At 73.5% G+C, this 25,409-nt stretch carries 19 protein-coding genes and 3 pseudogenes; 11 read left to right on the top strand and 11 right to left on the bottom strand.

All coding sequences use genetic code 11. The features are described 5' to 3' along the window. The first annotated feature begins 5 nt into the window (after positions 1-5). Together RNC47_RS14915 and RNC47_RS14910 are read left to right on the top strand one after the other, a co-directional pair. A complete protein-coding gene (locus tag RNC47_RS14915) occupies positions 6-560 on the top strand; it encodes a class IV adenylate cyclase (protein WP_311599041.1) in 555 nt (184 codons plus the stop codon). Then, the gene (locus RNC47_RS14910) at positions 557-1,729 is read left to right on the top strand and encodes a radical SAM protein (protein ID WP_311599040.1); all 1,173 of its coding nucleotides are present in this window, start codon (positions 557-559) and stop codon (positions 1,727-1,729) included. Before RNC47_RS14915 ends, RNC47_RS14910 begins: the two co-directional genes overlap by 4 nt. 55 nt (positions 1,730-1,784) lie before the next feature. On the opposite strand, the gene RNC47_RS14905 is transcribed toward RNC47_RS14910, so the two are convergent. The 6 genes from RNC47_RS14905 to RNC47_RS14880 all read right to left on the bottom strand — a co-directional run bounded on the left by RNC47_RS14905 (position 1,785) and on the right by RNC47_RS14880 (position 8,975). Then, entirely contained in the window at positions 1,785-2,141 is a 357-nt protein-coding gene (locus tag RNC47_RS14905; RefSeq protein WP_311599039.1) for a cupin domain-containing protein, read from the bottom strand. Between the two features lie 84 nt (positions 2,142-2,225). Next, positions 2,226-2,618, bottom strand: a complete 393-nt coding sequence (locus RNC47_RS14900; RefSeq protein ID WP_311599038.1) for a DNA-binding protein — start codon at positions 2,616-2,618, stop codon at positions 2,226-2,228. Further along, the gene (locus RNC47_RS14895; protein ID WP_311599037.1) at positions 2,618-2,869 is read right to left on the bottom strand and encodes a hypothetical protein; all 252 of its coding nucleotides are present in this window, start codon (positions 2,867-2,869) and stop codon (positions 2,618-2,620) included. The genes RNC47_RS14900 and RNC47_RS14895 overlap by 1 nt, the downstream gene beginning before the upstream one ends. A 214-nt stretch (positions 2,870-3,083) precedes the next feature. Beyond that, positions 3,084-6,392 (bottom strand): alginate lyase family protein, encoded by a 3,309-nt coding sequence (locus RNC47_RS14890; RefSeq protein ID WP_311599036.1) that lies wholly within the window; start codon positions 6,390-6,392, stop codon positions 3,084-3,086. Beyond that, entirely contained in the window at positions 6,389-7,924 is a 1,536-nt protein-coding gene (locus tag RNC47_RS14885) for a glycosyl hydrolase family 28 protein (protein WP_311599035.1), read from the bottom strand. The genes RNC47_RS14890 and RNC47_RS14885 overlap by 4 nt, the downstream gene beginning before the upstream one ends. A 376-nt stretch (positions 7,925-8,300) precedes the next feature. Beyond that, positions 8,301-8,975 carry an AIM24 family protein gene (locus RNC47_RS14880; protein ID WP_311599034.1) on the bottom strand — a complete coding sequence of 225 codons (675 nt, stop codon included), beginning with the start codon at positions 8,973-8,975 and terminating at the stop codon, positions 8,301-8,303. 173 nt (positions 8,976-9,148) lie between these two features. Here RNC47_RS14880 and RNC47_RS14875 point away from each other — a divergent pair, with 173 nt between their 5' ends. After that, positions 9,149-10,123, top strand: coding sequence for a C45 family peptidase (locus RNC47_RS14875; protein ID WP_311599033.1), 975 nt, complete (start codon positions 9,149-9,151; stop codon positions 10,121-10,123). A 185-nt stretch (positions 10,124-10,308) separates the two neighbouring features. On the opposite strand, the gene RNC47_RS14870 is transcribed toward RNC47_RS14875, so the two are convergent. Next, entirely contained in the window at positions 10,309-10,971 is a 663-nt protein-coding gene (locus RNC47_RS14870) for an HNH endonuclease family protein (RefSeq protein ID WP_311599086.1), read from the bottom strand. Between the two features lie 191 nt (positions 10,972-11,162). Between RNC47_RS14870 and RNC47_RS14865 the strand changes: the two genes are divergently transcribed. Continuing rightward, positions 11,163-11,645: an OsmC family protein gene (locus RNC47_RS14865; protein ID WP_311599032.1), complete on the top strand. Its 483-nt coding sequence runs from the start codon at positions 11,163-11,165 to the stop codon at positions 11,643-11,645. A gap of 6 nt (positions 11,646-11,651) precedes the next feature. On the opposite strand, the gene RNC47_RS37765 is transcribed toward RNC47_RS14865, so the two are convergent. Continuing rightward, positions 11,652-11,759, bottom strand: a complete 108-nt coding sequence (locus RNC47_RS37765) for an MFS transporter small subunit (RefSeq protein WP_449657348.1) — start codon at positions 11,757-11,759, stop codon at positions 11,652-11,654. After that, positions 11,756-11,926 (bottom strand): annotated as a pseudogene (locus RNC47_RS14860) (MFS transporter); the annotation flags it as partial. The gene RNC47_RS37765 and the pseudogene RNC47_RS14860, both read right to left, overlap by 4 nt. Here RNC47_RS14860 and RNC47_RS14855 point away from each other — a divergent pair. From RNC47_RS14855 to RNC47_RS14845, 3 genes and pseudogenes are all read left to right on the top strand, one after another. Beyond that, positions 11,919-12,089: pseudogene (locus RNC47_RS14855) on the top strand (MFS transporter); the annotation flags it as partial. The pseudogenes RNC47_RS14860 and RNC47_RS14855 sit on opposite strands and share 8 nt — an antisense overlap. A gap of 1,040 nt (positions 12,090-13,129) precedes the next feature. Further along, entirely contained in the window at positions 13,130-16,720 is a 3,591-nt protein-coding gene (gene mfd, locus RNC47_RS14850) for a transcription-repair coupling factor (protein ID WP_311599030.1), read from the top strand. Positions 16,721-16,835: 115 nt separating this feature from the next. Beyond that, positions 16,836-18,251: a cytochrome P450 family protein gene (locus tag RNC47_RS14845; protein WP_311599029.1), complete on the top strand. Its 1,416-nt coding sequence runs from the start codon at positions 16,836-16,838 to the stop codon at positions 18,249-18,251. A gap of 711 nt (positions 18,252-18,962) precedes the next feature. Here RNC47_RS14845 and RNC47_RS14840 read toward each other — a convergent pair. Continuing rightward, entirely contained in the window at positions 18,963-19,706 is a 744-nt protein-coding gene (locus RNC47_RS14840; protein ID WP_311599028.1) for a FadR/GntR family transcriptional regulator, read from the bottom strand. Between the two features lie 171 nt (positions 19,707-19,877). On the opposite strand from RNC47_RS14840, the gene RNC47_RS14835 reads away from it, so the two are divergent. From RNC47_RS14835 to RNC47_RS14820, 4 genes and pseudogenes are all read left to right on the top strand, one after another. Continuing rightward, the gene (locus tag RNC47_RS14835) at positions 19,878-21,125 is read left to right on the top strand and encodes an SLC13 family permease (protein WP_311599027.1); all 1,248 of its coding nucleotides are present in this window, start codon (positions 19,878-19,880) and stop codon (positions 21,123-21,125) included. A gap of 45 nt (positions 21,126-21,170) precedes the next feature. Further along, positions 21,171-22,625 (top strand): acyl-CoA synthetase, encoded by a 1,455-nt coding sequence (locus RNC47_RS14830; protein ID WP_311599025.1) that lies wholly within the window; start codon positions 21,171-21,173, stop codon positions 22,623-22,625. Next, complete coding sequence (locus RNC47_RS14825; RefSeq protein ID WP_311599023.1) at positions 22,618-23,955, top strand: carboxyl transferase domain-containing protein; 1,338 nt, start codon at positions 22,618-22,620, stop codon at positions 23,953-23,955. Before RNC47_RS14830 ends, RNC47_RS14825 begins: the two co-directional genes overlap by 8 nt. A gap of 90 nt (positions 23,956-24,045) precedes the next feature. After that, positions 24,046-24,765: pseudogene (locus RNC47_RS14820) on the top strand (phosphatase PAP2 family protein); the annotation flags it as partial. Here RNC47_RS14820 and RNC47_RS14815 read toward each other — a convergent pair. Continuing rightward, positions 24,727-25,404 (bottom strand): response regulator transcription factor, encoded by a 678-nt coding sequence (locus RNC47_RS14815; protein ID WP_311599022.1) that lies wholly within the window; start codon positions 25,402-25,404, stop codon positions 24,727-24,729. The pseudogene RNC47_RS14820 and the gene RNC47_RS14815 sit on opposite strands and share 39 nt — an antisense overlap. Positions 25,405-25,409: the final 5 nt, after the last annotated feature.

Raw genomic sequence — 25,409 nt, 5'->3', positions numbered from 1 at the left:
AGCGGATGACCCGTGTTCGAGAATGCGAAGCAAAGGTGTTGGGCATCGATCCGTACGACATCGCACAGCGTATTTCGGATGCCGGTGGCGCGTTCGTGTCTGATCGGTTGATGCGCCGCTATGTGTATGACCTTCGGCCCCCGGAACCCGGCAAGTGGGTCCGGCTTCGGGACAGCGGCACGGAGGTCACCATCTGCGTAAAGGAGATCGTTTCCAGTGCGGTGGACGGTGTCCTGGAGACGGAATTGGCCGTGATGGATTTCGATGCGGCCCACGGGCTGTTGCAGAACCTGGGATTCACCGCCAAGGCGTATCAGGAGAACCGGCGTGCCTCGTGGCGGCTCGGCGCAACGCGCCTGGAGATCGATTCCTGGCCGCTGATTCCGCCCTACCTGGAGATCGAGGGGGACGGCGCGGAGGACGTCTACCAGGCCGTGAAGCTGCTGGGTTTCGGCCCCGGGGTACTGACCAGCGAAAACACCACGGACGTGTACCGCAGGTACGGAATCGACCTGGAAGCCGTCACGGAACTGCGCTTCCCCGCACAGACGGAGAAATGAGGTTGACCGTCGTGCCGGACCCGCTTGATCTCACTGGGATCCCGATCGAGGTACGTCCCGATCGAACGGTACGCGTCAAGATCATTGACGCCTGCGGACTTGCCTGCACCTTCTGCCACAACGAGGGGACTCCGGTGACGGCCGACAACCGTGATCGGTCGCCGCAGGGCTACACGGGTGGCACTGGCCCCCGGACCGGGCGGGTGTCCATCTATGTGGCGACCAACCGGGCTGGATTCCTCTCCACACGCATCGAGCCCGGACCCGACTTCGCGCTGGCGCTCGCGGCCATGCGGGGCAGTCTGGCCATCGAGGAGGTGCACTTCACTGGTGGCGAGCCGACACTGCATCCAGAACTCCCGGAACTGGTGGCGCTTGCACGCTCCATGGGCCTGACGGTTGGCCTGACGAGCAACGGAGAGAACGGCGCCGCGGTCATCCCCGCCGCCGCCGAGGCGGGGCTCGACCGCATCAACCTCTCGGTGTTCGGCACGACCCCGTCCGAGCTCGCAGCCGTTCAGGGGAGCCGCCTGGCCGGGGTGGGCCTGGCCGCCAGAAAGCTGGCCGCCCTCGATCGCACCATCGAGGCTGCCATCGCCCACGGAGTGAAGGTGTCGGCGAACATGGTGGTGCCTGACGGAAGTCACGTTCCCCGGGGACTCCGAGTCCTTGACACATACGGCCAACACGTCGTGGTGCGCCTGCTGCTCAACCTGGAGACGGCCGACGCGTCCAGCGAGGCGATGCGTGAGGTGCTGACGATGGTGGGGGCGACTCCGGATCGCCACTTCGTGACGGCGGGAACATCCGACCAACGCACCCGTTATCGCCTGCCCGACGGCCGCACCATGTATGTGAAGACCATTCGGCCGGTGCGCCTACCTGGCACGTGTGCGGGCTGTCACTTCAACAACCCGCGAGATTGTCAGGAGGGCTACTACGGGGTCCGCCTCTACAAGTCGGCCGAGGGACCGTTCATGGTGGGAGTGTGCATCCGACGAATGGACCTGACCGTCACGCTCGGTGAGTTCGTGATGAGTCGGCTGAGCCGCGAGGTTCAGGAACTTCGGGGCGACGAGATGGCCCGCTTGACCACCCTGGCGCGGGAGAGCGGGTCGGCGGGCATCCCGGTCTCCGACGCGAAGAGCTCAGCCGGCTCGTTGTCGTGAGCGGTGGGCCGATGGGGCGGCCTTGTTACCTGGTCACTCCACCACGTAGGGGCATTCAGGGATGCGGGTCCGGTTCGTACGCGTCGAGCCCCGGCCCCTCGACGGCCAGCGCGACGAGCCCGGTGGCGGTGCCGGACGCGTGCCGCTCGCCGGCCTCCCACCGGACGCCCCACCCCGCGGAAACGTCGACCCGCGCCCCGTCCGCGCCGGCGACCCAGCCCTCGCCCGACACGACGAGGAACAGTTGCGTCGCCGAGGCCGGGTGCGCCCCGATGGTGCCGCCGGGTTGGACGGTCAACCAGGTCAACTCGACCGGCCCCTCAGCCGAGGCCGCGACCCGGGTCGCCACCACCCCGACGCTGCCGTACCGATCGACCGACCGCTCACCGCGGTCGAACCGGAACACACGCATGCCTCTCCTCCCACGAAGCCGTGCCGCCCGGGTGATTCTCGCGGGATCGACGGCAGTCGGCCACCGCCTCCGCTTGCCGAACGGTCAGACCTTGATGACCTCGATGGCGGGTCCGCAGAGCAGGCTGATGTCCTCGGGGTCGGACGTGAGCACGGAGACAGGGCCGGCTGCTGTGCGCGCCACGGCGGCGAGGACGGCGTCGATGGCGTACTTGTGCCCGTGGAGGCGGTGGTCGCGCAACAGGGCGGCGGCTTGATCCGTGACGTTCCTGGTGACGTCCAGGACGTCGACCCGGGAGAGCACCCACCGGATGCGGGCCGGATGGACGCGTTCGTAGTCCGCCTCAAGGGTGGTCATCGCCGTCGTGGCCACGCGCGCCCCCTCCTCGCGAGCCGCCTGGACGAGGGCGATGACCGCGCGATCCTTGATGTAGAGCTTCGACAGGCCCTCGCTGTCGAGCATGAGCGTGCCGGGCATCAGGCCGCGGCCTGGCCCGAGTCACCCCGGTCGTGACGCAGCAGGGCGCGAGCCGCCTCCACCTCCTCCCTCGTCAGTGGATCGTTGTCCGTCTCGAAGTCGGCGACGATCTCGCCCAGCTTGTCCATGGCCACGCGCTGTTCCAGGGCTTCGGCCACGTACGCGGAGAAGCTGCCCGGGCCGACGTGGGCGCGCACGGCCTCGGCGAGGTTCTCGGGGAGGCTGATCGAGTATTTCTTGCTACCACTCATACTGCTGATGCTACCAGCAGTGGCAAGGTGGGTGTCGTCAGCGGTTCCCACAGGTCACGGTCACTGGTACCACCTCGCCGACGCCCCGGGGATCAAGGTGGGCGGCTATCCGGGCTGGACGCAGGAGCCGTACTGGCCCGACTGCCGTCGAGGACCGGATCGCCGGGGAGCCCGACCGCGCCGCGCTGGACGCGGCCGGGCTGATGCGGCGGGTTCAGCCGACGCTTACCTCGTCGAAGACGGCGGTCGTCGGTGTCGCCGGGGCGCGGGAGCACACGACGAGGCCCGCGTAGTAGGGGGCGTCGCCGAAGTTCGGGATGGACACCTCCGCGAGTGGCGTCCAGGTGGTGCCGTCGTCGGAGACGGCGGCGGTGAAGGTGGTGCCGGCGCGGATCAGGCGCAGCCACAGGGGGAGGGCCGGCGCGGTGGCGGTCCCGGTGAACGCGCTGGCGCCCGCCACCGTGGTGCGCGACATGAGCCGTGGGGTCGTCCCGCCGCTGAGGATCGCGCCCGCCGCCAGGTCGAACGGGGAGAGCGACTTCGCCATCAGCAGGCCGACGCGGTCGGCGGTCACGGCGCCGGAGCGGGAGAGGAGGCGGGCGGTGAGGGTGGCGTCGCCGCTGAGCGGCCGCCGGGCGAAGTGGCCGGTCATGCCCTGGTTGTTGACGGACAGGTCCGTTCCCGCGCCGCGCACGGTGAAGCGCCCGGTGCCGGCCTCGTGGGTGGTGTTGCCCGCGGCGCGGAGCGCCACCACGCCGAACGTGCCGTAGTGGCGCTCGTCCACGATCAGGTCGCCGAGGTCCCCGGCGGCCCAGGGCGCGGGCGGCGGTGCGCCGACCGCGAGGGTGAGGCCGCCGGTGGTCGAGCCGCCGGCGTTGGCGGCCGTCACCGAGACGGTGAACTCGCCGGTCTGCTCGGGGACTCCGGAGATCAGCCCGGTGCGCCGGTCGAGACGCAGCCCCGTGGGCAGGCCCGCGGCGGAGAACCGTCCCGGGTGGTGGCTGGCCCGGAGGAGGTGGTGGAAGGGCACGCCCAGGGTGGCGTAGGCGACGCCGGGGCCGGTGAGCTCCGGGGCGCGCGGGGTGGGCATGGTCGCGCTGGCCGTCGTCGAACGCGGGCCGCTGCCGGCGAGGTTGGTCTTGGCGACGGCGTAGCGGTGGGTGCGTCCCGGCGTGCCGGTGGGGTCGGTGTGCCGGATGAGGGTGCCGAAGCCGACCGGGCCGACGTCGGTGGCGATCTCCCGGCCGTCGCGCAGCACGGTGTAGCGGGCGGCCGGGTCGGGGTCACGCCAGCTGAGCTCGACGGCGTCGGGCCCGGCCGTGGCCGTCAGGTCGGTGGCGGTCGTGGCGGGGCGGGGCACGGACCAGCCCGCACCGCCGGGCGCGGTGAGGCGGACGTTGTCGAAGGCCGCCGTGCCGGTCTCGGCGTGGGCGGCGTCGACACCGAGGCAGGAGGAGAGGACGAGACCGGCGCGGAGGGTGCCGCCGAGGGCGGGCAGGCGGGTGGTGCCGACCTCGGTCCAGACCGTGCCGTCGGGCGAGATGGAGCCGGTGAAGCGGGTGCCGCGCCGCTCGAGGCGCACCCAGTACGGCATCCGCAACCGGTAGCCGTCCCCGGCCCCCTCCACGTGGGGCGCGGCGAGCGGGGTCGCGGAGTCGGGCAGGGTGCCCAGCTCCGAGATCGGGAAGGCGGCGGCGGAGGTGATCGCCGCGAGCTGGGTGGGCGGCACCGGGGTGCTGCCGGTGCCCGAGGTGGGGCCGCCCGGCTCGGCGCGGGTGGTCCACACGCCGCTGAAGGTGTGCAGCGGCAGCCCCTGGATCAGCATCGCGGCCTGCGCGGCCCCCGCGTCGAGGGAGGCGCGCATCGCCACACCGACCTTGGCGTACTGGGAGCTGAGGGGCCACCCGACGCGGGCGACCAGGACGCCGTCGCCGGCGAGCGGGAGGTGGACGAAGTGCGCCGCGTCCGCGGTGCCGCCGATGTCGGCGCCGCCCGCCTCGACGGTGAAGCGTTCGCCGTCGAAGGCGGCGGTGCCGGGGCGGCGGACCTCGCCCACGTCGGTGGCGGCCCAGCGGCCCGGCAGCCCCGCCGTGGCGGCGATGACGGCGGAGTCGGGGCCGGTGCCGGAGGCGTTGCCGGCGGTGGCCGAGTAGTAGTAGGTGCGGCCCGCGTGGGCGGTGGTGTCGGTGTACGTCGGCTCGGTGAGGCCGTCGGCGAGGGTCTCGTACGGCCCGGCGGGGGCGGTGGCGCGGTGCAGCGCGTAGCGGTCGGCGCCGACGGTCGGGAGCCAGGAGACGGTGACCTCCCGGCCCTCGGCCGGGGCGGTGTGGAGCCCGGCGGGGGCCGCGGGCGGGCCGGTCACCGGCACGGGCCCGGCACCGGCGTAGGTGAAGGTGCCGAAGGACGGCAGGTCGTCGTTGGAGCCCTCCACCCGGCTCGCCACCACCCGCGCCAGGTGGGGGGTGGCCAGGCCACGGACGCCGGCGTAGTGGGCGTGGAGCATCTCGTAGATGGGCGGGAGACTGCCCCGGGCCCGGTCGGAGACGGTCTGCTTGAGGTACTTGCCGGTCCGGTCGAGGTCGGGGGTGAACGGCACGTCGTCGCCCAGGTTGTAGCGGGCGGCGTACTCGGCGTTGGCCAGGATGCGGTGGTCGGCGAAGCCGTAGAGGTCCACGCCCTGGTTCCAGGCGACCTGGGCGGCGTCGGCGAGGAGGCCGACGGCGAGCTGCTCGTGTCCCTGGTCGCGTCCCGACTCCTGGCCCTGGCCGGCGTCGGTGACGATGCGGCCCCGCACGCTGCCGTTGCCCGCTCCGGCGGCGGCGAAGCGCAGCGCGTCCTCGAAGAGGGTGCGGTCCTCGCAGAAGACGCCGATGGCGAGGACGGTCTGGACGGCGGTGAGGTCCCAGTTGCCGTTGGCGTAGAGCATGTAGCCGGAGACGGCCGGATACCACACGCGCAGGAAGGACTCCTCGCAGCGGGCGAGGTCCGCCGCCGCCCAGCCGTCGTAGCCGCTGTGCCGCAGCAGCTCGGCGGCGTTGACGAACTTGAAGCCCTGGAGCCCGGCGCCGAGCGGGCCGTCGGCCCCGGTGACGGCGGTGAGCGAGGCCGACCAGGCGTCGAGGATGTCGCGTGCCTTGTCGGCGTGGGCGCGCTCGCCGGTGACGCACCACATGAGGGCGTTCTGGTAGGCGGCGGCCGAGTCGGCGACCGCCTGGGACATGAAGTTGGTCGGCCCGCGGCCCCAGGAGGTGATCTGCCCGGTGTTGGCGACGGGGTAGCTGGCCTGGGAGCGGGGGTGCGCGGCCAGCGCCTGGAAGCCCGCGTACTGCGGGGCGGACCGGGAGGCGACGGCCTCGCGCATCCGGGTGAGGTCGGCGGCGGTGTGCAGCAGCCCTGGGTGGGCGAAGCCGGAGGGCGCCGTGCCGGCGCGCGCCGGGGCGGGCAGGGCGAGGCCGGCCGGGCCCGCCGCCAGCAGCAGGGCGGAGGCGGTCAGGAAGGTCCGCCGGGTGGGAGGTGTGGTCACTGGCCGGCCGCCTCGGCGGTGGTGAGGAAGCGGAGGTCCCGGACGTGTTCGTTGACGAACATGGGCACGCCGTCCGAGGCCAGGTACCAGTTCGGCTTGCCGGTGCTGTCGGCGATCACCCTGCCGTTGACGAGGAGGTTCTCGAAGGTGACGTCCCTGATGACGCGGTCCGCGTCGAGGCCGGCGATCAGCGAGAGGTCGGCGTTCGTGCCGGTGTAACTGAGATTCCTGAAGTAGACGTTCTCGATGCCGCGCCCTGGCGTGGTGTTCCACTTCGGGTTGTTGGTGATCCGCATGTGGACGAGTTGGCCCTGCCGGAAGTCCTCCACCCGGATGTCGTCGAAGCGTACGTTCCGGACGAGGTTGCCGTCGCCGACCATGAAGGCGATGGCGCCCTGGTAGAGCACCTGGGGTTCCCGGTGGTCGAGGATGTCGATGTTCTCGTAGCGCAGGTTCTCCAGCACCTCGGGGGCGTCGGGGTCGGGGTTGCCGTGCACGCCGATGTTGATCGGGTGGGCGACGTCGGCCCAGAGCGTGCTGTTCCTGACGGTGATGTTGCGGGTGTCGCCGTAGAAGTCCCAGCGGTGGGTGTAGAGGGCGATGGAGTCGCCGGAGGTGCGCAGGAAGCAGTCGTCGATGGTGACGTTCTCGGAGCAGTAGAGCTGGATGCCGTCGCCCCAGCCCTGGTGGCTGAAGGCGCGGAGGCTTCTGATGGTGAGGTTCCGGGACTCGGCGACCCTGACGTTCTCGTACCGGGGGTTGAGGATCGTGACGCCGTCGATGGTGACGTTTTCACAGTCGCGGACGAAGACCGCCCCGCCGGGCGTGTTGTAGATCACCCCGCGACCGGTCAGCCGGGCGTTCTCCACCCCCTCGAAGACCACGGCCGAGGTGAGGACGGCGCCGGCGGCCAGGTGGACGGTGGTGCCGCTGGGCACCCGCAGCGTGCGGTCCGGGTGGGTGTGCAGGCCGGGACCGAAGTGCATGACCCGGTGGTCGCCCTCGGCGGGCGGGTCCTGCTCGATCGGGTTGGCGAGCAGGTGCAGGCAGTCGAAGATCCGGTCGTCGACCTGCACGACGAGGTTGCGGGGCCGGTCCAGGGTGAAGCGGGCGGTGCCGCCCAGCACCTCGGGCGTGATGCCGTACGAGTCGGGGCGGACCCGGATGTTCTCGCCGCCGCCCCGGTTGTAGGTCACCTCGACCTCGACGGCGCCGGAGAAGTCGAAGGCGGCCAGCGAGGAGCTCTGCGCCTGGTTGCCGCCGGTGACGGGGTTGATGAGGGCGAGCCTGACCAGGTGGACGGCGAGCGTCTGCCAGGTGCCGCCGACGGGGCGCACCCTGACGGTGAAGGCGCTGTTGGTGGGGACGCTGGGGAGGGGCGGGTGGACGACGACTCTATCGCCGGCGGGCTCGGTCTCCGCCGCGTTCGGCGCGGCGGCCCGCGCGGTGCCGGCGAAGCCGGCGACGTAGCCGGCGACGGCGGTCGCGCCCACGGCCTGGAGGGCGGTGCGGCGGGAGGGCGAGGTGTTCATGGGCATCCCTTAGAAAACGAAATCTAGTAACCGGTTTCTCAACCCTTGGTCGGGGGTGACGACGTCGGGGTTGGCGGGTGCTACGCGACGGCGCCGGCGGACGCCGGGACCGGGGCACACGGGTTCGCACCCGCGGGCGGCCAGAGCCTCGGCGCACGGCACGACCCTGTCAAGGCTGCCGGCGGTATTTCGAAACTTCCGGAACGGGCCGGAACCACGTCAACGCCCTCCGGCGGGGCGGCCGGAGGGCGCGAGGCACGGCAGGCGACGGCGGCCGCGTGGTGTTCGCCGGGGCGGAGTGGGCGAGCCGCTCCGGGCCCGGCGTCAGCCGGCCCGTTCCCGCTCCGCGGAGGGAGGCCGGCGCTCCCGCCGCCGTCTACTGCCCGGGCGGCGGCTTCAGTTCGCTCGGCTGGACGATGACGAAGCCCTCGCCCTGGAGCGCGAGCTGCATGGCCTCGCCCGAGCCGCCGCGCAGCATCGAGCCGAAGCTCTGGCTCTGGTTGATCGAGGTGTGCAGGTTGGCCGACCAGCCGACGACCGCGTCCGTGTCGACGTACACCGGGGCCTGGGCGGAGACCGGGATGATGATGGGCTCGCCGTCGGAGATCAGTCCGATGCGGCCCTGGCCGGTGAAGAGGCAGTTGAACAGGCCGCCACCCGTCATGCCGGCGCCGCCCACCATCTTGATCTCGTAGGAGAGGGTCGGGTCGAAACAGAGCACGTTGCGGCCGTTGATGGACAGCGCCTCGCCCGGCTGGTCGAGATCCATCACGAAGCAGTTCTGCGAGTTGTGCGCGAACCACACCTCGCCCTGGCCGCGCACGGCCATCAGCGGCAGGCCCTCGCCGGTGACGGCGCGGCGCAGGAAGTTGCCCACACCCTGGGACTTCACCTCGAACTGCAGATTGCCGCGAAAGGCGACCATCGAGCCCTGACGGGCGTGGCACTCGCCGTTGACCACGTACTTGATGGCCTTGGCGTGCTGAAGGGACATGCCAGGCGCGGTGGGCGGCTGGGCCTGGTATTCGGGTTTGAAAAGGTCACTACGCACGCCGCACAGCATAGACATTCGGTCAATGCGAGCAGAAGGCGGGAGAAGGGACGGAAATTTTGGTCGCTTTCCGTAGTCGGGCGAGGTGAAATCTCGATCTGTCGAATTTCTCGGGAATTTGGCTACGCTGACCGGCGCCAACTGACGACGAGGGGGAAGGGGCCGGGACAACCATGGCTCTGGAGAAGACATTTCGCGCCGTGGCCGTCGGCGACGGGGGAGACGGGCGGTGGGCGGCGGCGGCCGGGGCCGCGTGGCCCGAGGCCGAGAAGTGGCTGACCGACGAGGGGCGGACGGCGGCCGGCGCCGACGCGGCGCGGCGGCTTTTCGACACGCGTCTGCCGGAGCTCGTCCCGGTGTTGGAGCGGCTGGCCGCCCAACTCGACCGGGGGCGGCTCGGCGAGACGTTCCTCACCCAGGCCGCGTTCCGGCCGTTCTTCGCCGGCTGCACCCAGGCCGCTTTCGACGGGGTCCTGCTGCGGAACTACGACTTCCCGCCGGAGGAGGTCGAGGGCACCTTCGTCAGTTCGAACTTCCTGCGGCCGGTGATCGGTTCGCAGGACGGGATGTGGGGGCTGCTCGACGGGATGAACGACGCGGGCCTCGCGGTCTCGCTGACCTTCGGCGGCCGGCTGGTGCACGGTCCTGGCTTCGCCGTGCTGATCGTGGTCCGCTACCTGCTGGAGACCTGCGACACGGTGGACGAGGCCCTCGCGGCCCTGCGCCGGACGCCGGTGGCGCTGGCGCAGAACCTGACGCTGGTCGACCGCGAGCGGGCGGTGACCGTGCACCTCGGGCCCGACGTCGAGCCGACCGAGGCGGAGGGCGGGGCGCTCGCCTGCGCCGCCAACCACCAGCACCTGCCGGTCCCGGAGGAGCAGGAGCGGGTGACCAACACCGGGGAGCGCCTGGCGGCTGTGCGGGCCGTGGCCGAGAGCGGAGATCCGGGGGCGGTGCGGAGGGCGTTGCTGCGTCCGCCGCTCTACCGGTACGGCCACGAGGACGCGGGCGGCACGGTCTACACGGCGGAGTACCGGCCGGCGGAGGGGCGGGTGACGTACCGCTGGCCCGGCGAGGAGCCGTGGGAGCTGTCGTTCGACGCCTTCGCGGAGGGGAGCAGGACGGTCACCCTGGGGCGGCGGTCGTAGGACCCGGAAGGCAGGCCCTGGACGGCGCTTCCCTCCTCCGTCGCTCGCCGGGTTGTGAGCACGACGGGGCGCGACGGAGGAGGGAGGTTCCGGCGGGCGTGGCGGGGCGTCGTCCGGACGTGGGGCCCGGTCGACGGTGGGGGCGTCCCGTCAGCCGCCGGAGTCGTGGGGGGATGAGCTCGGGATCAGCAGCCGTTCAGTATGGAGGTGAGCGCGCTTCGCTCGGCCGAGTCCACGGACAGGTCGTAGTAGTACTTCACCTGTACCCAGGCGCGGGCGTAGACACAGCGGTAGCTGCTGAGCGGCGGCATCCACTGGGCCGGATCCTGGTCGCCCTTGGACTGGTTGACGTTGTCCGTGACGGCGATGAGCTGCGGCCGGGTGAGGTCGTTGGCGAACGCCTGGCGGCGGGAGGTGGTCCAGGAGTCGGCGCCGGAGTCCCAGGCCTCGGCGAGCGGGACCAGGTGGTCGATGTCCACGTCGGAGGCGGCGGTCCAGGTGGCGCCGTCGTAGACGGAGTACCAACGACCGCTGGTGGCGGCGCAGCTGGAGTCGGTCACCACGTTGGTGCCGTCCCGCTGGAGGACGACCTCGCGGGTGTTGCAGGAGCCGCTCTGGGTGATCCAGTGGGGGAACAGGTCCCGGTTGTAGCCGGTGCGGTCCTCGGTCGCCACGGTGAGGGAGGCGAGGTAGGAGCGGGCGGTGGCGGCGCTGACCGGAGTGGGGAGGGCGGCCTGCGCGGAGGGGCCGCTGAACAGGGCGGCGATGGATATCAGGCCGGTGAGGGCGGCTATCAGGCCAAGGCGTCGACGCGCGTAGACCGAGCCGGCGCGGATCGAGCTGCGTATGTGGGGCAACGCGAACTCCCTGATCGTGGGGGCGGGTTCGGCTCCGTGGAGCCGTGTGGTAATGCGAGGGACATGCTGTCGGTTGAACGTTTCTGCGTGGCGTGCTTCAGGTAACGACTCGGCAAAGACGTGTACGCGTCACGCGCCGTCAGGTCCCGTGGCGCGGCGGGGAGCCGGCCATACTGGGGCGTATGAGCAGAACCAGGGAACACGGGTACGCGGTCACGGTGCGCTGGGCCGGCAACACGGGCGAGGGCACGGCGGGGTACCGGTCGTACTCGCGGGACACCGAGATCACGGCGGCCGGCAAGCCGACGATGATCGTGGCCAGCGCCGACCGGACCTTCGTCGGCGACCCCGAGCGGTGGAACCCCGAGGAGATGCTCGTCGCCGCGCTCTCCCAGTGCCACATGCTCAGCTACCTGGCGCTCTGCGCGCTCAAGGGCGTGGTGGTGACCGGCTACGAGGACGTGGCCCGCGGCACGATGGAGGAGGGCGCGGGCATCGCGGGACACTTCACGGACGTCGTGCTCGCCCCGGTGGTCACGGTGGCCGAGGAGTCCATGCTGCCGGCCGCCACCGAGCTCCACGAGGACGCGCACCGGGCCTGCTTCATCGCCAACTCGGTCAACTTCCCGGTCCGCCACACCCCGGAGATCCGCGTCGGCCGGTGATGACGGTCAGCCGGTGAACAACTGGGTGGCCTTGCGGACGAGTTCGACGAGGCCGTAGGTCAGCGGAATGCCGACCCAGAGCCAGGTGACGAGGAGCAGGGCGCGGCGGTTCACCGGGTGGCCTCCTTCGGCTCCGGGGCGGCTTCGGGCGCCGGCTGCGGCTCGTGGTGCCTGGCGGCCACCGGGCGGACCAGTTCGTTGGCGACGAAGCCGATCACCAGCAGGACGATCATGACGACGAAGGACAGGGTGTAGAGGTCGGGCCCCGCCACGCCGGTCTTCGTCGTCGCCGCGCTGCTGCTGCTCTCCTTCTACGGCGGCGGCTTCGCGACCATCCCGGCCTACCTGCGCGACCTCTTCGGCACCTACCAGGTCGGCGCCATCCACGGCCGGCTGCTCACCGCCTGGTCGGTGGCCGGCGTCCTCGGCCCGCTGATCGTCAGCCTTCGGCCGGTGGTGGCTCGTGGGTCCTCGGCGCGCTCCGGCCTTTGGCCGGGGCGGTGGCCTGGGCGGCCTCGGGGCGCTCCGGTGGCTTGGGCCGGTTGTCTCCGGCGCGGGGTGGTGGGGCTCCGGCCTTCGGCCGGTGGTGGCTCGTGGGTCCTCGGCGCGCTCCGGCCCAGGCGGCCGGACCCCGGGGGGCGAGGTGGCCGTGCCGGCCGGCGGCGGCTCGACGCCTGCGGTGTGCTCGCGCCGGCGGGCGGGGGCGGTACGCCGGTCGGGTGGCCGGCCCCGCCCCGGCCGGTAGGCCGTGCATCGTTGCCCGCGGCCGGCTGCGCGGCAGCGCTGTGGTGGGGGATGGGTGGGCCGTGCCGGGCAGGACGGTGGCGATCCGGCCTTCGTCGGTCGCGGCTCTGCCGTGGCCCGGCGAGGCCCCGGCACGTCGCGGATGCGGCAGTCGCCGGTACGTCGGCCGGGTGGCCGTGCGCTGCCCCGGCCCCCGGCCGGTGGCGGCCTGGCGGCCAGGGGTGCCTCGGTGCCCGCGGCTTTCGGTTGCCGTGCACATGGTGCCGCTCCGGTCCTCGGGCTCCGGCCGGGCCGGTAGGCCGTGCACCGTTGCCGGCCGCCTGGCCGCCGTGCGCTGCCCCGGCCCCGGCCCGGGAGTAGGCGCCTGCGGCGCGTGCCGGTCGCGGATCCGGCCCCGCTCCGGCACCCGGCCGGTCGCCGCTCCGGCCTGCGGCCGGGTGTGGCTTTCCGGCGCGCGTGCGGCGCGTAGGCGGGCGTGCGGAGCCACCGCCGGCGCGGCCGCGCCGGGGCTCGGCGGGCGGCCGGCCAGTGGCCGGCGTGGCTTGGCCGCGCGCCAGCGTCACCTTCGTGGGCGCGTAGTCTTGAGGTTTGTCCGGCGGCGCCGTGGGGCCCGTCGGGTGGACCCGGCCGGAGGATCCGTGTCGGGGCCTTCGTGGTGCCCGCGTGCGCGTGGCGCGCGAGGGTGCTCAGCTCACTGGATGCCAAGCCGTGGCTTGGTCGCGGATACGGAAGCGTGCCTGATGTCTCTTGCCGGTCTGCTCGACGCCGTACGTCATGACCCCGCCCTCGACGAGGCGGTCGCCGCCGCCGCCGACGGGCGGCGGCGGCACGTGGACCTGGTCGGCCCGCCCGCGGCGCGGCCGCTCGCCGTCGCGGCGCTGGCCGGCGCGGGGCGCACCGTGCTGGCGGTGACGGCGACCGGCCGCGAGGCCGAGGACCTGGCCGCCGCGCTGCGCTCGCTGCTGCCCGCGCCCGACGCCGTCGTGGAGTTCCCGGCCTGGGAGACGCTGCCGCACGAGCGGCTCTCGCCGCGCGCCGACACCGTCGGCCGGCGGCTCGCCGTGCTGCGCCGGCTCGCGCACCCGAGCGCCGACGACCCGGGCGCCGGGCCGGTCTCCGTGGTCGTGGCCCCGATCCGGGCCGTGCTGCAGCCGCAGGTCAAGGGGCTCGGCGACCTGGAGCCGGTAAGGCTGCGGGCCGGCGACACCGCCGACCTCGGCCAGGTCACCGAGGCGCTGGCGGCCGCCGCCTACTCCCGGGTCGAGCTGGTCGAGAAGCGCGGCGAGTTCGCGGTGCGCGGCGGCATCCTCGACGTGTTCCCGCCCACCGAGGAGCACCCGCTGCGGGTGGAGTTCTGGGGCGACGACGTCGAGGAGATCCGCTACTTCAAGGTCGCCGACCAGCGGTCCCTGGCCACGCCGGGGACCGGCATGAGCGATGGCAGTGCCGAGCACGGCCTGTGGGCGCCCCCGTGCCGGGAGCTGCTGCTCACGGCGGAGGTGCGGGAGCGCGCCGCCGAGCTGGCCCGCGAGCACCCCGAGCTCGACGAGCTGCTCGGGAAGATCGCCGAGGGCATCGCGGTCGACGGCATGGAGTCGCTGGCGCCCGTCCTCGTCGACGACATGGAGCTGCTGATCGACGTGCTGCCGGCCGGCGCGATGACCGTGGTCTGCGACCCGGAGCGGGTGCGGACCAGGGCCGCCGACCTGGTCGCCACCAGCCAGGAGTTCCTCCAGGCGTCCTGGGCGGCCGCCGCCATGTCCGACACCGGTGAGGCGCCCATCGACGTCGGCGCCGCCTCGCTGCGCGGCCTCGCCGAGGTGCGGGAGCGCGCCGCCGAGCTCGACATGCCCTGGTGGTCGGTCTCGCCGTTCTCGCAGGCGTCGGGCGACGAGTCCCTCGACGAGGGCGACGACGTGCTGCGGCTCGGCCTGCGGGCCGCCGAGAGCTACCGGGGCGACACGGCGCGCGCCCTGGCCGACACCAAGGGCTGGCTGGCCGACGGCTGGCGGGTGGTCTACCTCACCGAGGGCCAGGGCCCGGCCAGCCGCACCGTCGAGGTGCTGAGCGGCGAGGGCATCGCGGCCCGGCTGGTGCCGGCGCTGACGGAGGAGCCGGCGCCGTCCGTGGTCCAGGTCTCCTGCGGGGCGGTCGAGCACGGCTTCCTGGCACCCGGGCTGCGGCTCGCGGTGCTCACCGAGACCGACCTCACCGGGCAGAAGACGGCGGGCCGCGACGGCACCCGGATGCCGGCCCGCCGCCGCAAGACGCTCGACCCGCTGACGCTGACCGCCGGCGACTACATCGTGCACGAGCAGCACGGCGTGGGCCGCTACGTCGAGATGGTGCAGCGCACCGTGCAGGGGGCGACCCGCGAGTACCTGCTGGTCGAGTACGCGCCGGCCAAGCGCGGCCAGCCCGGCGACCGGCTGTTCGTGCCGACCGACCAGCTCGACCTCGTCACCAAGTACGTGGGCGGCGAGGCGCCGTCCCTGCACCGGCTCGGCGGCGCCGACTGGACCAAGACCAAGGCGCGGGCCCGCAAGGCGGTCAAGGAGATCGCCGCCGACCTGATCAAGCTCTACTCGGCGCGGATGGCCGCCCCCGGGCACGCCTTCGGCCCCGACACGCCGTGGCAGCGCGAGCTGGAGGACGCGTTCCCCTACGCCGAGACGCCCGACCAGCTGACCACCATCGGCGAGGTCAAGGACGACATGGAGAAGTCCGTCCCGATGGACCGGCTGATCTGTGGCGACGTCGGCTACGGCAAGACCGAGATCGCGGTGCGCGCCGCGTTCAAGGCCGTGCAGGACGGCAAGCAGGTGGCGGTGCTGGTGCCGACCACGCTGCTGGTGCAGCAGCACTTCGGCACGTTCTCGGAGCGCTATGCGCAGTTTCCGGTCAACGTGCGCCCGCTCTCCCGCTTCCAGACCGACGCGGAGGCCAGGGCGGTGCTGGAGGGGTTGCGCGACGGCTCGGTCGACGTCGTCATCGGCACCCACCGACTGTTCTCGTCCGAGGTGAAGTTCAAGGACCTCGGCCTGGTGATCGTCGACGAGGAGCAGCGGTTCGGCGTCGAGCACAAGGAGCAGCTGAAGAAGCTGCGGGCCAACGTGGACGTGCTGACGATGTCCGCGACGCCGATCCCGCGCACGCTGGAGATGGCCGTGACGGGCATCCGCGAGATGTCCACCATCACCACGCCGCCCGAGGAGCGGCACCCGGTGCTGACGTTCGTCGGCCCCTACGAGGAGAAGCAGATCGGCGCCGCCATCCGGCGCGAACTGCTGCGCGAGGGCCAGGTGTTCTACATCCACAACCGGGTGGAGTCCATCGACCGGGTGGCGTCGAGGCTGCGCGCCATCGTGCCCGAGGCGCGGATCGCCACCGCGCACGGGCAGATGGGCGAGTCGGCGCTGGAACAGGTGGTGGTGGACTTCTGGGAGAAGAAGTTCGACGTGCTGGTGTCGACGACGATCGTCGAGTCCGGCATCGACATCTCCAACGCCAACACCCTGATCGTGGAGCGCGGCGACACCTTCGGCCTCTCCCAACTCCACCAGCTGCGCGGCCGGGTCGGCCGGGGCAGGGAGCGCGGCTACGCGTACTTCCTCTACCCGCCGGAGAAGCCGCTGACCGAGACCGCGCACGAGCGGCTCGCCACCATCGCCCAGCACACCGAGATGGGCGCCGGCATGTACGTGGCGATGAAGGACCTGGAGATCCGCGGCGCGGGCAACCTGCTGGGCGGCGAGCAGTCCGGGCACATCGCGGGCGTCGGCTTCGACCTGTACGTGCGGATGGTCGGCGAGGCGGTGGCCGACTACCGGGCGACGCTGGAGGCCGGTGGCGCGGCCGAGCCGGCGGAGGAGCTGCTGGAGGTGAAGATCGAGCTGCCGGTGGACGCGCACGTGCCGCACGACTACGCGCCGGGCGAGCGGCTGCGGCTCCAGGCGTACCGGTCGATCGCGGCGGCCAACACGGAGGACGACATCCGGGCCGTCAGGGAGGAACTGACCGACCGGTACGGGCCGTTGCCTGAGGCGACCGAGAACCTGCTGCTGGTGGCCGGTCTCCGGATGCTGGCCCGCTCCTGCGGCGTGACGGACATCACGCTCCAGGGCAGCCGGATCCGGTTCTCCCCGGTCGAGTTGCGGGAGTCGCAGGAGCTGCGGCTGAACCGGGTCTACCCGGGTTCCGTCGTCAAGCGGGCCACCCGCCAGGTGCTGGTGCCGCGGCCGACCACGGCGCGGATCGGCGGAAAGCCGCTGGCCGGGCGGGAACTGCTGGCGTGGACCGGGGAGTTCCTCACCACCATCCCCGGTTCCTGAGTGGCGGGTGGGGAGAGTGGGTGAGGAAGGCCGAATCGGCCCCCTCGCAAGGGAGTTGAGGTAATACGATCACCTACCGACCCGTGACGCACTGTCCATCACCGTTCGGAGTTCCATGACCTCCCCAGCCCCGCTGATGCCCGACGGCACCCCCTGGCCGCCGCGCGCCGGCGCTCCGGCCAGCCATGTCCCGATGTACGGGCCCGAGTTCGACAACGACCCGGTCGGCTTCTACCGGAGCCTGAGAGAGAAGTACGGGCCGGTGGTGCCGGTCGAGGTGGACGAGCGCGGTGGCTTCCAGGGCTGGCTCGTGCTGGGCCACCGCGAACAGGTCGAGGTCCTCAACAACCGGTCGGGCGTGTACACGCACGACTCCCGCTGGTGGCGCGACCAGGTCGAGGGCCGGGTGCCCGACCACCCGCTCGTGCAGCAGACCGAGCGCCGCCGCAACATGTTCTCCGCCGACGGCGCCGAACACCGGCGGCTGCGGGCGCCGGTCGAGCAGGCGCTCGCCGGGCTGCACCCCGAGCACACGCGGGGCTATGTCGACCACCTCGCCGACCAGTTGATCGACGCGTTCCCGGCCTTCGGCCCGGTCGACGTCGTCAACTGGTACGCGCAGCCGCTGCCGATGCTGGTGATGATGGGCCTGCTCGGCCTGCCGGAGGAGCGGGCGACCGCCGTCTCCCAGACCGTGCTCGAGATCGTCCAGGCGGGCCCCGGCGCGACCGCTGCCGCGCGGCGCCTGGACGAGCTGATGCGGGAACAGGTCGAGGAGAAGCTGAAGGCGCCGGGCGCCGACCTGACCTCCTGGCTGATCGCGCAGTACGGCACCGGCGTCTTCGACCCCGACGAGGTCGCCGACCAGGTGCGGGTGCTGCTCCAGGGCGGTCTCGGCCCCACCTCGGCGTGGATCGCGAGCACGCTGCTGCGGCTCGTCACGGACGACCGGCTGCGCGGCGACGTGGAGTCCGGCGTCGTCACCGTGGCCGAGGCGGCCAACCGCGTGCTGTGGGACGACCCGCCGGTCCACAACGTCTTCATGAACTGGGCGACCGCGCCCACCACGTTGGGGCAGTACGAGATCAGCGCCGGCGACCTGGTGATCGTCTCCATGGCCGCGTCCGGACTCGACCCGGCGGTGCGGCCGGTGGAGGAGGAGGCGCTGCGCGCCAGCCGGGCCCACCTGGCGTGGGGCGCGGGACCGCACGCCTGCCCGTCGCAGGAACTCGGCACGCTGATCGTGGACTGCGCGGTCCGGCGGCTGCTGCACCGGCTCCCGGCGCTGCGGCTCGCGATCGACGAGCGCGACCTGGCGTGGGGCCCGAGCTACGTGGTCCGGATGCCGATCGAGCTGCCGCTGATGTCGCCGACCCGCGTACCGGCCGACACCACGGCCGAACCGCCGGCCTTCCTGCCGGTCCCCGGCGCCGCCGTCGACCCGACCGCGCCCCCACCGCCCCCCGGCGACCCCCACCGCCCCCAACCGGGCCGCTGGCGCGCCCTCTCGACGTGGTTCCTCCGAAAGTAGCCAGTTCGGCCTGCCGGCCGCCGGTCCGAAGGACCGAAGGCCGGCGGCCGGCTGAGGCCGCGTAGCCGCCTGCGGTTCTGCGCGCTTGCGCGTGGCCCTACCGGGCCGGGACGCCTTCGAGCGGCGGGCGGGCCCGAAGGACCTGCGGCTGGCCGCCGGCCGTCTGACGACGCGGGCGTCGCCGTGCGACATGAGCCGGGCCGTGGTGCCGTCGCCACGCCCGGCCGGCGGGCCGGGGCGCTTCGCGCCCCGCGCCCGCTTCCCGCCGCCGGTCTGCTGGTCCCCTGGACCAGCAGACCGCAGGCGGCGCTCGGCGCCCGACGTGGCTACCGCCCTGAGGCGTCGGTCCTTCGGACCGATGGGGGCCATGCGCCGGGGCTGGTCCGTGGGCTCGGGCGCTTCGCGCCCTACGCCCCCGGCCTTTCGGTCCTTCGAACCGGCAGGCCCGGTCGTTGGGCAGCTCCGTCCCCTGCGGCCGGCCGCGCGTGCGGGCCGTTGGCCGCCTGGTGGCCGGCCCGACGGTTGTGCGCTGCCGCGGCGCGGCCTCGGGACCGCCGGCGGCCGTGCGCCCGGTGCCCGATCGACCGGTGGGGTGCCCCGCGTCCGCTGCCAACCGCTCCGGGCGTCGGTCCTTCGGACCGGTGGGCCGGCAGGCCCGGGTCGCTTTGCGCCCGGCGGCCGTGGCCCGTCGAACCGGGCGGTGCCGTCGGCCTACTGTTCCTTCGGACCGGTAGGCCGGCAGGCCGGCCCGGCAGGCGGGTCCGGTTCCCAGGCGAGGAGGCGGACCTTCGCCACGGTGCGGACGTGGCGGCGCATGGCGGTGGCCGCCGCCTTCGGGTGGCCGGACTCGATCGCCTCCAGGATCGCCCGGTGCTGGGCCAGCGAGCGGGCCGGGCGGCCCGGTTGGCGCAGGGACTCGGTGCGGCTCTCCGCGATCTGCTCCGCTATCGACCGCATGAACTCGGCCAGCAGCCCGCTGTGCGCCGCCGCCGTGACCGCCGCGTGGAAGCGGCGGTCGCCCTCCACGCCGTCCCCGCCCGCGCCGATCTCCTCTGACATGTGGTCGAGCGCCGCCCGCAGCGCCGCCAGGTCCTCGGCCGTGCGCCGCTCGGCGGCCAGCTCCGCCAGCTTGGTCTCCAGCGCCTCCCGCGCCTCCAGCACGTCCGGCAGCCGGCGCCGGCGCTCGACGAGGCGCTCCACCGGCTCGGCGTCCAGGCTGTCGCGCCGCAGGTAGGTGCCGCCGCCGTGTCTGACCTCGACCAGGCCCTGCACCTCGAGCACCACGATCGCCTGTCTGACCGACGCCCGGCTCACCCCGAGCCGCTGTGCGAGGTCACGCTCCGCCGGCAGCCGGTCCCCGGCCGCCAGGCCGGCCTCGCCGACGTAACTCCGGAGCCGGTCGACGACCTGCTCGTACAGACGCGGCCTGGGCATCGGCCGTAGTGCCTCGGACATCGCTGGCCCCTCCCACCGGCTGAATCGCAGGGTAGCACCGGGGCCGGCGGCGTCGAGAGGCCAAGTGGCTGGACCAATTTCGTCGAGAGCCTTGACGGTGCTTTCCAGCCGCTCCACTGTGGTTCAGCCACTCGGCCAATGGCGGCCGCAGCTGAAGGGGAGGAGCCCCCGTTGTCCCCCGAACTCATCTCCATCCTCGTCCTGGTCGTGGTCTTCGTGATCGCCACGACCCGCTCGATCAACATGGGCGTGCTCTCCTTCGCCGCCGCCTTCGGCGTCGGGGAACTGGTCGCCGACCTCGACACCGACGGCATCTTCGCCGGCTTCCCCGGCGACCTGTTCGTGGTGCTGGTCGGCGTGACCTACCTGTTCGCCATCGCCCGCGCCAACGGCACCACCGACTGGGTGGTGCACGCCGCGATCCGCCTCGTCCGCGGCCGAATATCGCTGATCCCCTGGGTGATGTTCGCGATCACCGCGATCCTCACCGGCATCGGCGCGCTCTCCCCGGCGGCCGTCGCCATCGTCGCGCCCATCGCGCTCAGCTTCGCCGCCCGCTACGCCATCAGCCCGCTGCTGATGGGCGCCATGGTGGTGCACGGCGCCCAGGGCGGCGGTTTCTCGCCGATCAGCATCTACGGCACCATCGTCAACGGCATCGTCGACCGCGAGGGGCTGCCCGGCAGCGAACTCGGCCTCTTCTTCGCCAGCCTCGTCGTCAACGTCCTCATCGCCGGCGTCGTCTTCGTCCTGTTCGGCGGCCTGAGGCTCACCGGCGCCGCCGCGGCCGACGACGAACGCGACCGGGAGGCCGCCCGCCTCGACCCGGCCAAGTCGGCCACCCTGGTCGCGCTGGTGGCCCTGGTCGTCGCCGTGCTGGTCTTCGAACTCGACGCGGGACTGTCCGCGATCACCCTCGCCGTGCTGCTCAACGTGGCCTGGCCGGCCGTCGGCCGACAGGCCGTGACCCAGATCGCCTGGCCCACCGTGCTGCTGATCTGCGGCGTGCTCACCTACGTCGGGGTGCTGGAGGCCATGGGCACCATCGAGTACGCCGGCAACGCGGTCGGCGACACCGGCGTCCCGCTGCTCGCCGCCGTCCTGATCTGCTACATCGGCGCCATCGTCTCGGCGTTCGCGTCCTCCGTCGGCATCATGGGCGCGCTGATCCCGCTCGCCGTGCCGTTCCTGCTCCAGGGCGAGATCGGCGCGGCCGGCATGATCGCCGCGCTCGCCGTCTCGGCCACCGTGGTGGACGTCAGCCCCTTCTCCACCAACGGCGCGCTGGTGCTGGCCGCCGCGCCCGACGTCGACCGCGACCGCTTCTTCCGGCAGCTGATGATCTACGGCGGGGTGATCGTGGCCGCCGTGCCGCCCGTCGTCTGGCTCGCCTTCGTGGCCATCCCCGAACTCGTCTGACCACCCCACAAGGACCCGATCCCAAGGACAAGGGAGACACCCCACATGCCGCCGCTGTTCCCCGCCCTGGCCGCGCGACCCGACCGCCCGGCGCTGCGCTTCGGCACGGGACCCGACCTCTCCTACGCCCACGTCGCCGGCGCGGCCGGCGCGCTGGCCGCCGAGCTGGCGGGGCGCCGGAGGATCGCCGTCTGGGCCACGCCCACCGCCGAGACCGCGGTGGGCGTGGTCGCGGCGCTGCTCGCCGGCGTCGAGGCCGTGCCGCTCAACCCGAAGAGCGGCGAACGCGAGCTGGCCCACATCGTCGCGGACTGCGCCCCCGAGCTGGTGCTCACCGCGCCCGGCGTCCAACTCCCGGCGCCGCTCGCCGCGTTGCCGCGGCGCGCCGTCGACCTGGCGGCGCCGCCCGTGGCGCCGCCGGCCGAGCCGACCGACGACGAGGCGCCCGCGTTGATCGTCTACACCTCCGGCACCACCGGGCCGCCCAAGGGCGCGGTGCTGCCGCGCCGCGCGGTCGCCGCCACCCTGGACGGCCTCGCCGAGGCGTGGCGCTGGACCGGGGACGACGTGCTGGTGCACGCCCTGCCGCTGTTCCACGTGCACGGTCTGATCCTCGGCGTCCTCGGCCCGCTGCGGCGCGGCGGGGCCCTGCGCCACCTCGGCCGGTTCGACACCGAGGGCGTGGCCCGCGAGCTTGCCGCCGGCGGCACCGTGCTGTTCGGCGTGCCCACCATGTACCACCGCATCGCGGAGACCCTGGCGGCCGGCGACGAGCCGCTGGCCAAGGCGCTGGCTGGGGCGCGGCTGCTGGTCTCGGGCTCCGCGGCGCTGCCGTTGCCCGACCACCGGCGGATCGCGGCGGCCGCCGGCCGGCCGGTGATCGAGCGGTACGGCATGACCGAGACGCTGATCACCACCGCCGTCCCGGTCGACGGGCCGCCGCGCACCGGCACGGTCGGGCTCCCGCTGCGCGGCATGGAGCTGCGGCTCGTGGACGAGGCGGGCGCGGAGCTCGGCGCGTGGGACGGCGAGACCGTCGGCGAGATCCAGCTGCGCGGGCCCAGCCTGTTCACCGGCTACCTGAACCGGCCCGACGCCACGGCCGCCGCGTTCGCGCCCGGCGGCTGGTTCCGCACCGGCGACCTGGCGGCCCGCGAACCGGACGGCGCGGTGCGGATCGTGGGACGGCGGGCCACCGACCTGATCAAGAGCGGCGGCTACAAGATCGGCGCGGGCGAGGTCGAGAACGCCCTCCTCGACCACCCCGGGGTGCGGGAGGCGGCCGTCACCGGCGAGAGCGACCCGGACCTCGGGGAGCGGATCGTCGCCTGGGTGGTGCCGGCCGACCCCGCCGCGCCGCCGTCCGCCGACGCGCTCGCCGACCACGTGGCGCGCGAACTGGCCCCGCACAAGCGACCACGTACCGTGCGGTTCATGGACAGCCTGCCGCGCAACGAGATGGGCAAGATCATGAAGCGCGCCCTCGGGTCCCATGGCTGAGCGGCTGACGGCCAGGGCCGCGCTGGCGGCCGTCGCGGAGAGCTTCCAGGAGCTGCCGGAGCCCGAAGGGCCCCCGGCACCGCCCGACGGACCGCTCGGCTGGCCCGGCTACGACGAGGCCAGGGCACGGGCGACGGCCGCGACCGGCGAGACCGAGTCGGTGGTCTGCGGGATCGCGCGGATCGGCGGCCGCGAGGCGGTCGCCGTCTCCTTCGAGTTCGGCTTCCTCGGCGGCTCGCTCGGCCAGCGCACCGGCGACCGGCTCGCCGCCGCGCACGCGGCGGCCAGGGAACGGCGGCTGCCGGTCGTCTCGTTGATCGCCACCGGCGGCAGCCGGATGCAGGAGGGCATGCGGGCACTGGCCCAACTCCAGCGGGTGGCCCACGAGTCGGCGCTCACCAGGGCGGCCGGCCTGGCGCAGCTCGCGGTGGCCAGGGACCCGACCACGGGCGGCGGCTGGGCCACGCTGGGCGCCGGCGCCGACGTGATCCTCGGGCTGCCGGGCGCACAGATCGGCTTCGCCGGGTCCCGGGTGCGGCCGGCGGACGCCGACCCGGCGGCGTACACCGCCGAGGCACAGCTGGCCGCGGGCCACCTGGACGCGATCGTCGCACCCGACGCACTGGCCGGCACGCTCGGCCACTACCTGGCCCTCCTCACCTCCCCCTCGGCGGAGCCGGCCGAGCCCCCCGCGGCGCTCGGCGCCGCCGAGCCGCCGGCGACCGGCTGGGCGGCCGTCCAGGGCGCGCGCGCCGCGACGCGCCCCCGCGCGCCGCGGTACCTGGACGCGTACTTCGAGACCCGCGCGGCGATCAGCGGCGACCGCTGCGGCGGCGTGGACCCCGGCCTGCTGGCCGGCTTCGGCCGGCACGCCGGCCGGACCATCGCCTACGCCGCCCAGTGCGGCACCAGGACCACGCCGGCCGGCTACCGCACCGCGGCCCGCCTGATCCGCCTCGCCGGCCGGCTCGGCATCCCGGTCCTCACCCTCATCGACACGCCGGGCGCCGCCAACGACGCGGCGGCCGAACACGCCGGCGCCGGCCCCGCCATCGCCGACCTCTTCGCGGCCGTCGCGACCGCCCCGGTGCCGGTGACCTCCCTGCTGATCGGCGAGGGCGGCTCCGGCGGAGCGCTGGCGCTGGCCGCGCCGGGCAACACCTGGGCCACGCCCGACAGCTACTTCGCCGTCATCAACCCCGAGGCGGCGGCCGCCATCCTCAAACGCGAGCCAGCCGCCGCCGAACCCACCGCGAACGAACTCCGCCTCCGCCCGCAGGACCTCCTCGACCTCGGCGTGGTCCAGGGCATCACCGCACCACGCGACTGACCCAGCCCTGTCAACCCTGACGATCGTCAGGGGCCGGTTCTGCCGTTCGGCCCGGGTCCGCGCCCGTTCCCGCTTCTACGTTCGGGCGTCATGAATCGAGAACCGCGACAGAGAACCCGGGCCGGTCGGCCGCTCGGCGCGCTGGCCCTCCTGGGCGTGGGAGCGGGCGTCGTCGCCTGGCTGGCCCCCGGTGGTCTCGGCGAGCCTCACCCGGTCGAGGTCACCGGGGGTGTCTCGGCCTCCGCCTACCGCTCGGTGACCGAGGCCGTGGCGGACGCGCCGTCATGGCTGGGCCCGGTGTTCGAGGTGGCCACCGAGGGCACTCTGGTGATCCTCGGGATGACGCTGGTCTGGATGTGGTGGACGGCGCTCCGCCGCGGGGACCCGCGGGGGGTCGCGGGGACGGTGTTGACGGGGCTCGGCACCGTCGCGGCCTACGCGGTGAGCGAGGCGGTGAAGCTGGTGGTGGACGAGGAGCGGCCGTGCCGCGCGGTGCGCGCGGCGGTCGAGCCCGTCGCGGAGTGTCCCGGGGCGGGGGACTGGTCGTTCCCCAGCAACCACGCCACCCTGGCGGCCGCGTTGGCGGTCGGTCTCGCCGTGCTGTGGCCGCGCCTCGCCGTCGTCACGCTGCCGCTGGCCGGGGCCGCCGCGCTGCTGCGGGTGCTGGTGGGAGTCCACTACCCGCACGACGTGCTGGCTGGCGCGGTGCTCGGCGGCGCCGTGGTGGCCGCTGCGCTGCTCGCGTGCCTGCCACGCGCGGAGCGGGCGGCGTCACGGTTGGGGAGGCGGGGGAACGATCCCGGCCTCGTGGGCCACGACCGCGGCGGCCGCCCGGTTGTCCACGCCCAGTCGCGCCAGGATGGAACTCACATGGGCCTTGACCGTCCCCTCCACCAGGTGCAGCCGGCGGGCGATCTGCCCGTTGGACAGGCCGCCACCGAGAAAGGCCAGCACCTCCCGCTCCCTGGCCGTGAGGGCGGCGACCCGGTCGCGGGCGGCGGAGCGCCGACCGGCCACGGTGCCCGCGCCCGTCGCGGCGAGGTGCGCCACGACCCGGGCCGCGACCTTCGGTGACAGGTAGGCGCCGCCCTCGGCCACCGCCCTGACCCCGGCGACCAGTTCCTCGGGCTCGCCCGACTTGATCAGGAAGCCCGCCGCGCCGCCGCCGAGCGCTCGGAGGATGTAGTCGTCCTCGCCGAAGGTCGTCAGCACGATGACGCTCGTGCTCGGCACCGTGCGGCGGATCTCCGCCGCCGCCTCGATGCCGTTGATTCCCGGCATGCGGATGTCGAGCACGGCCACCGCGGGACGGTGACGCCGCGCCAGCTCCACGGCGTCCTGCCCGTCGCCGGCCTCGGCGACGACCTCGATCTCCGGATCCGTGGCGAGGACGGCGCGCACCCCCGCGCGGATCATCGGCTCGTCGTCGGCGATCAGCACCCGGATCATCGAAC

The sequence above is a fragment of the Streptomyces millisiae genome (assembly GCF_031845425.1).
In the GTDB taxonomy this organism is placed as follows: domain Bacteria; phylum Actinomycetota; class Actinomycetes; order Streptomycetales; family Streptomycetaceae; genus Streptomyces; species Streptomyces millisiae.
This window is presented reverse-complemented; position numbering and strand designations above follow the sequence as displayed.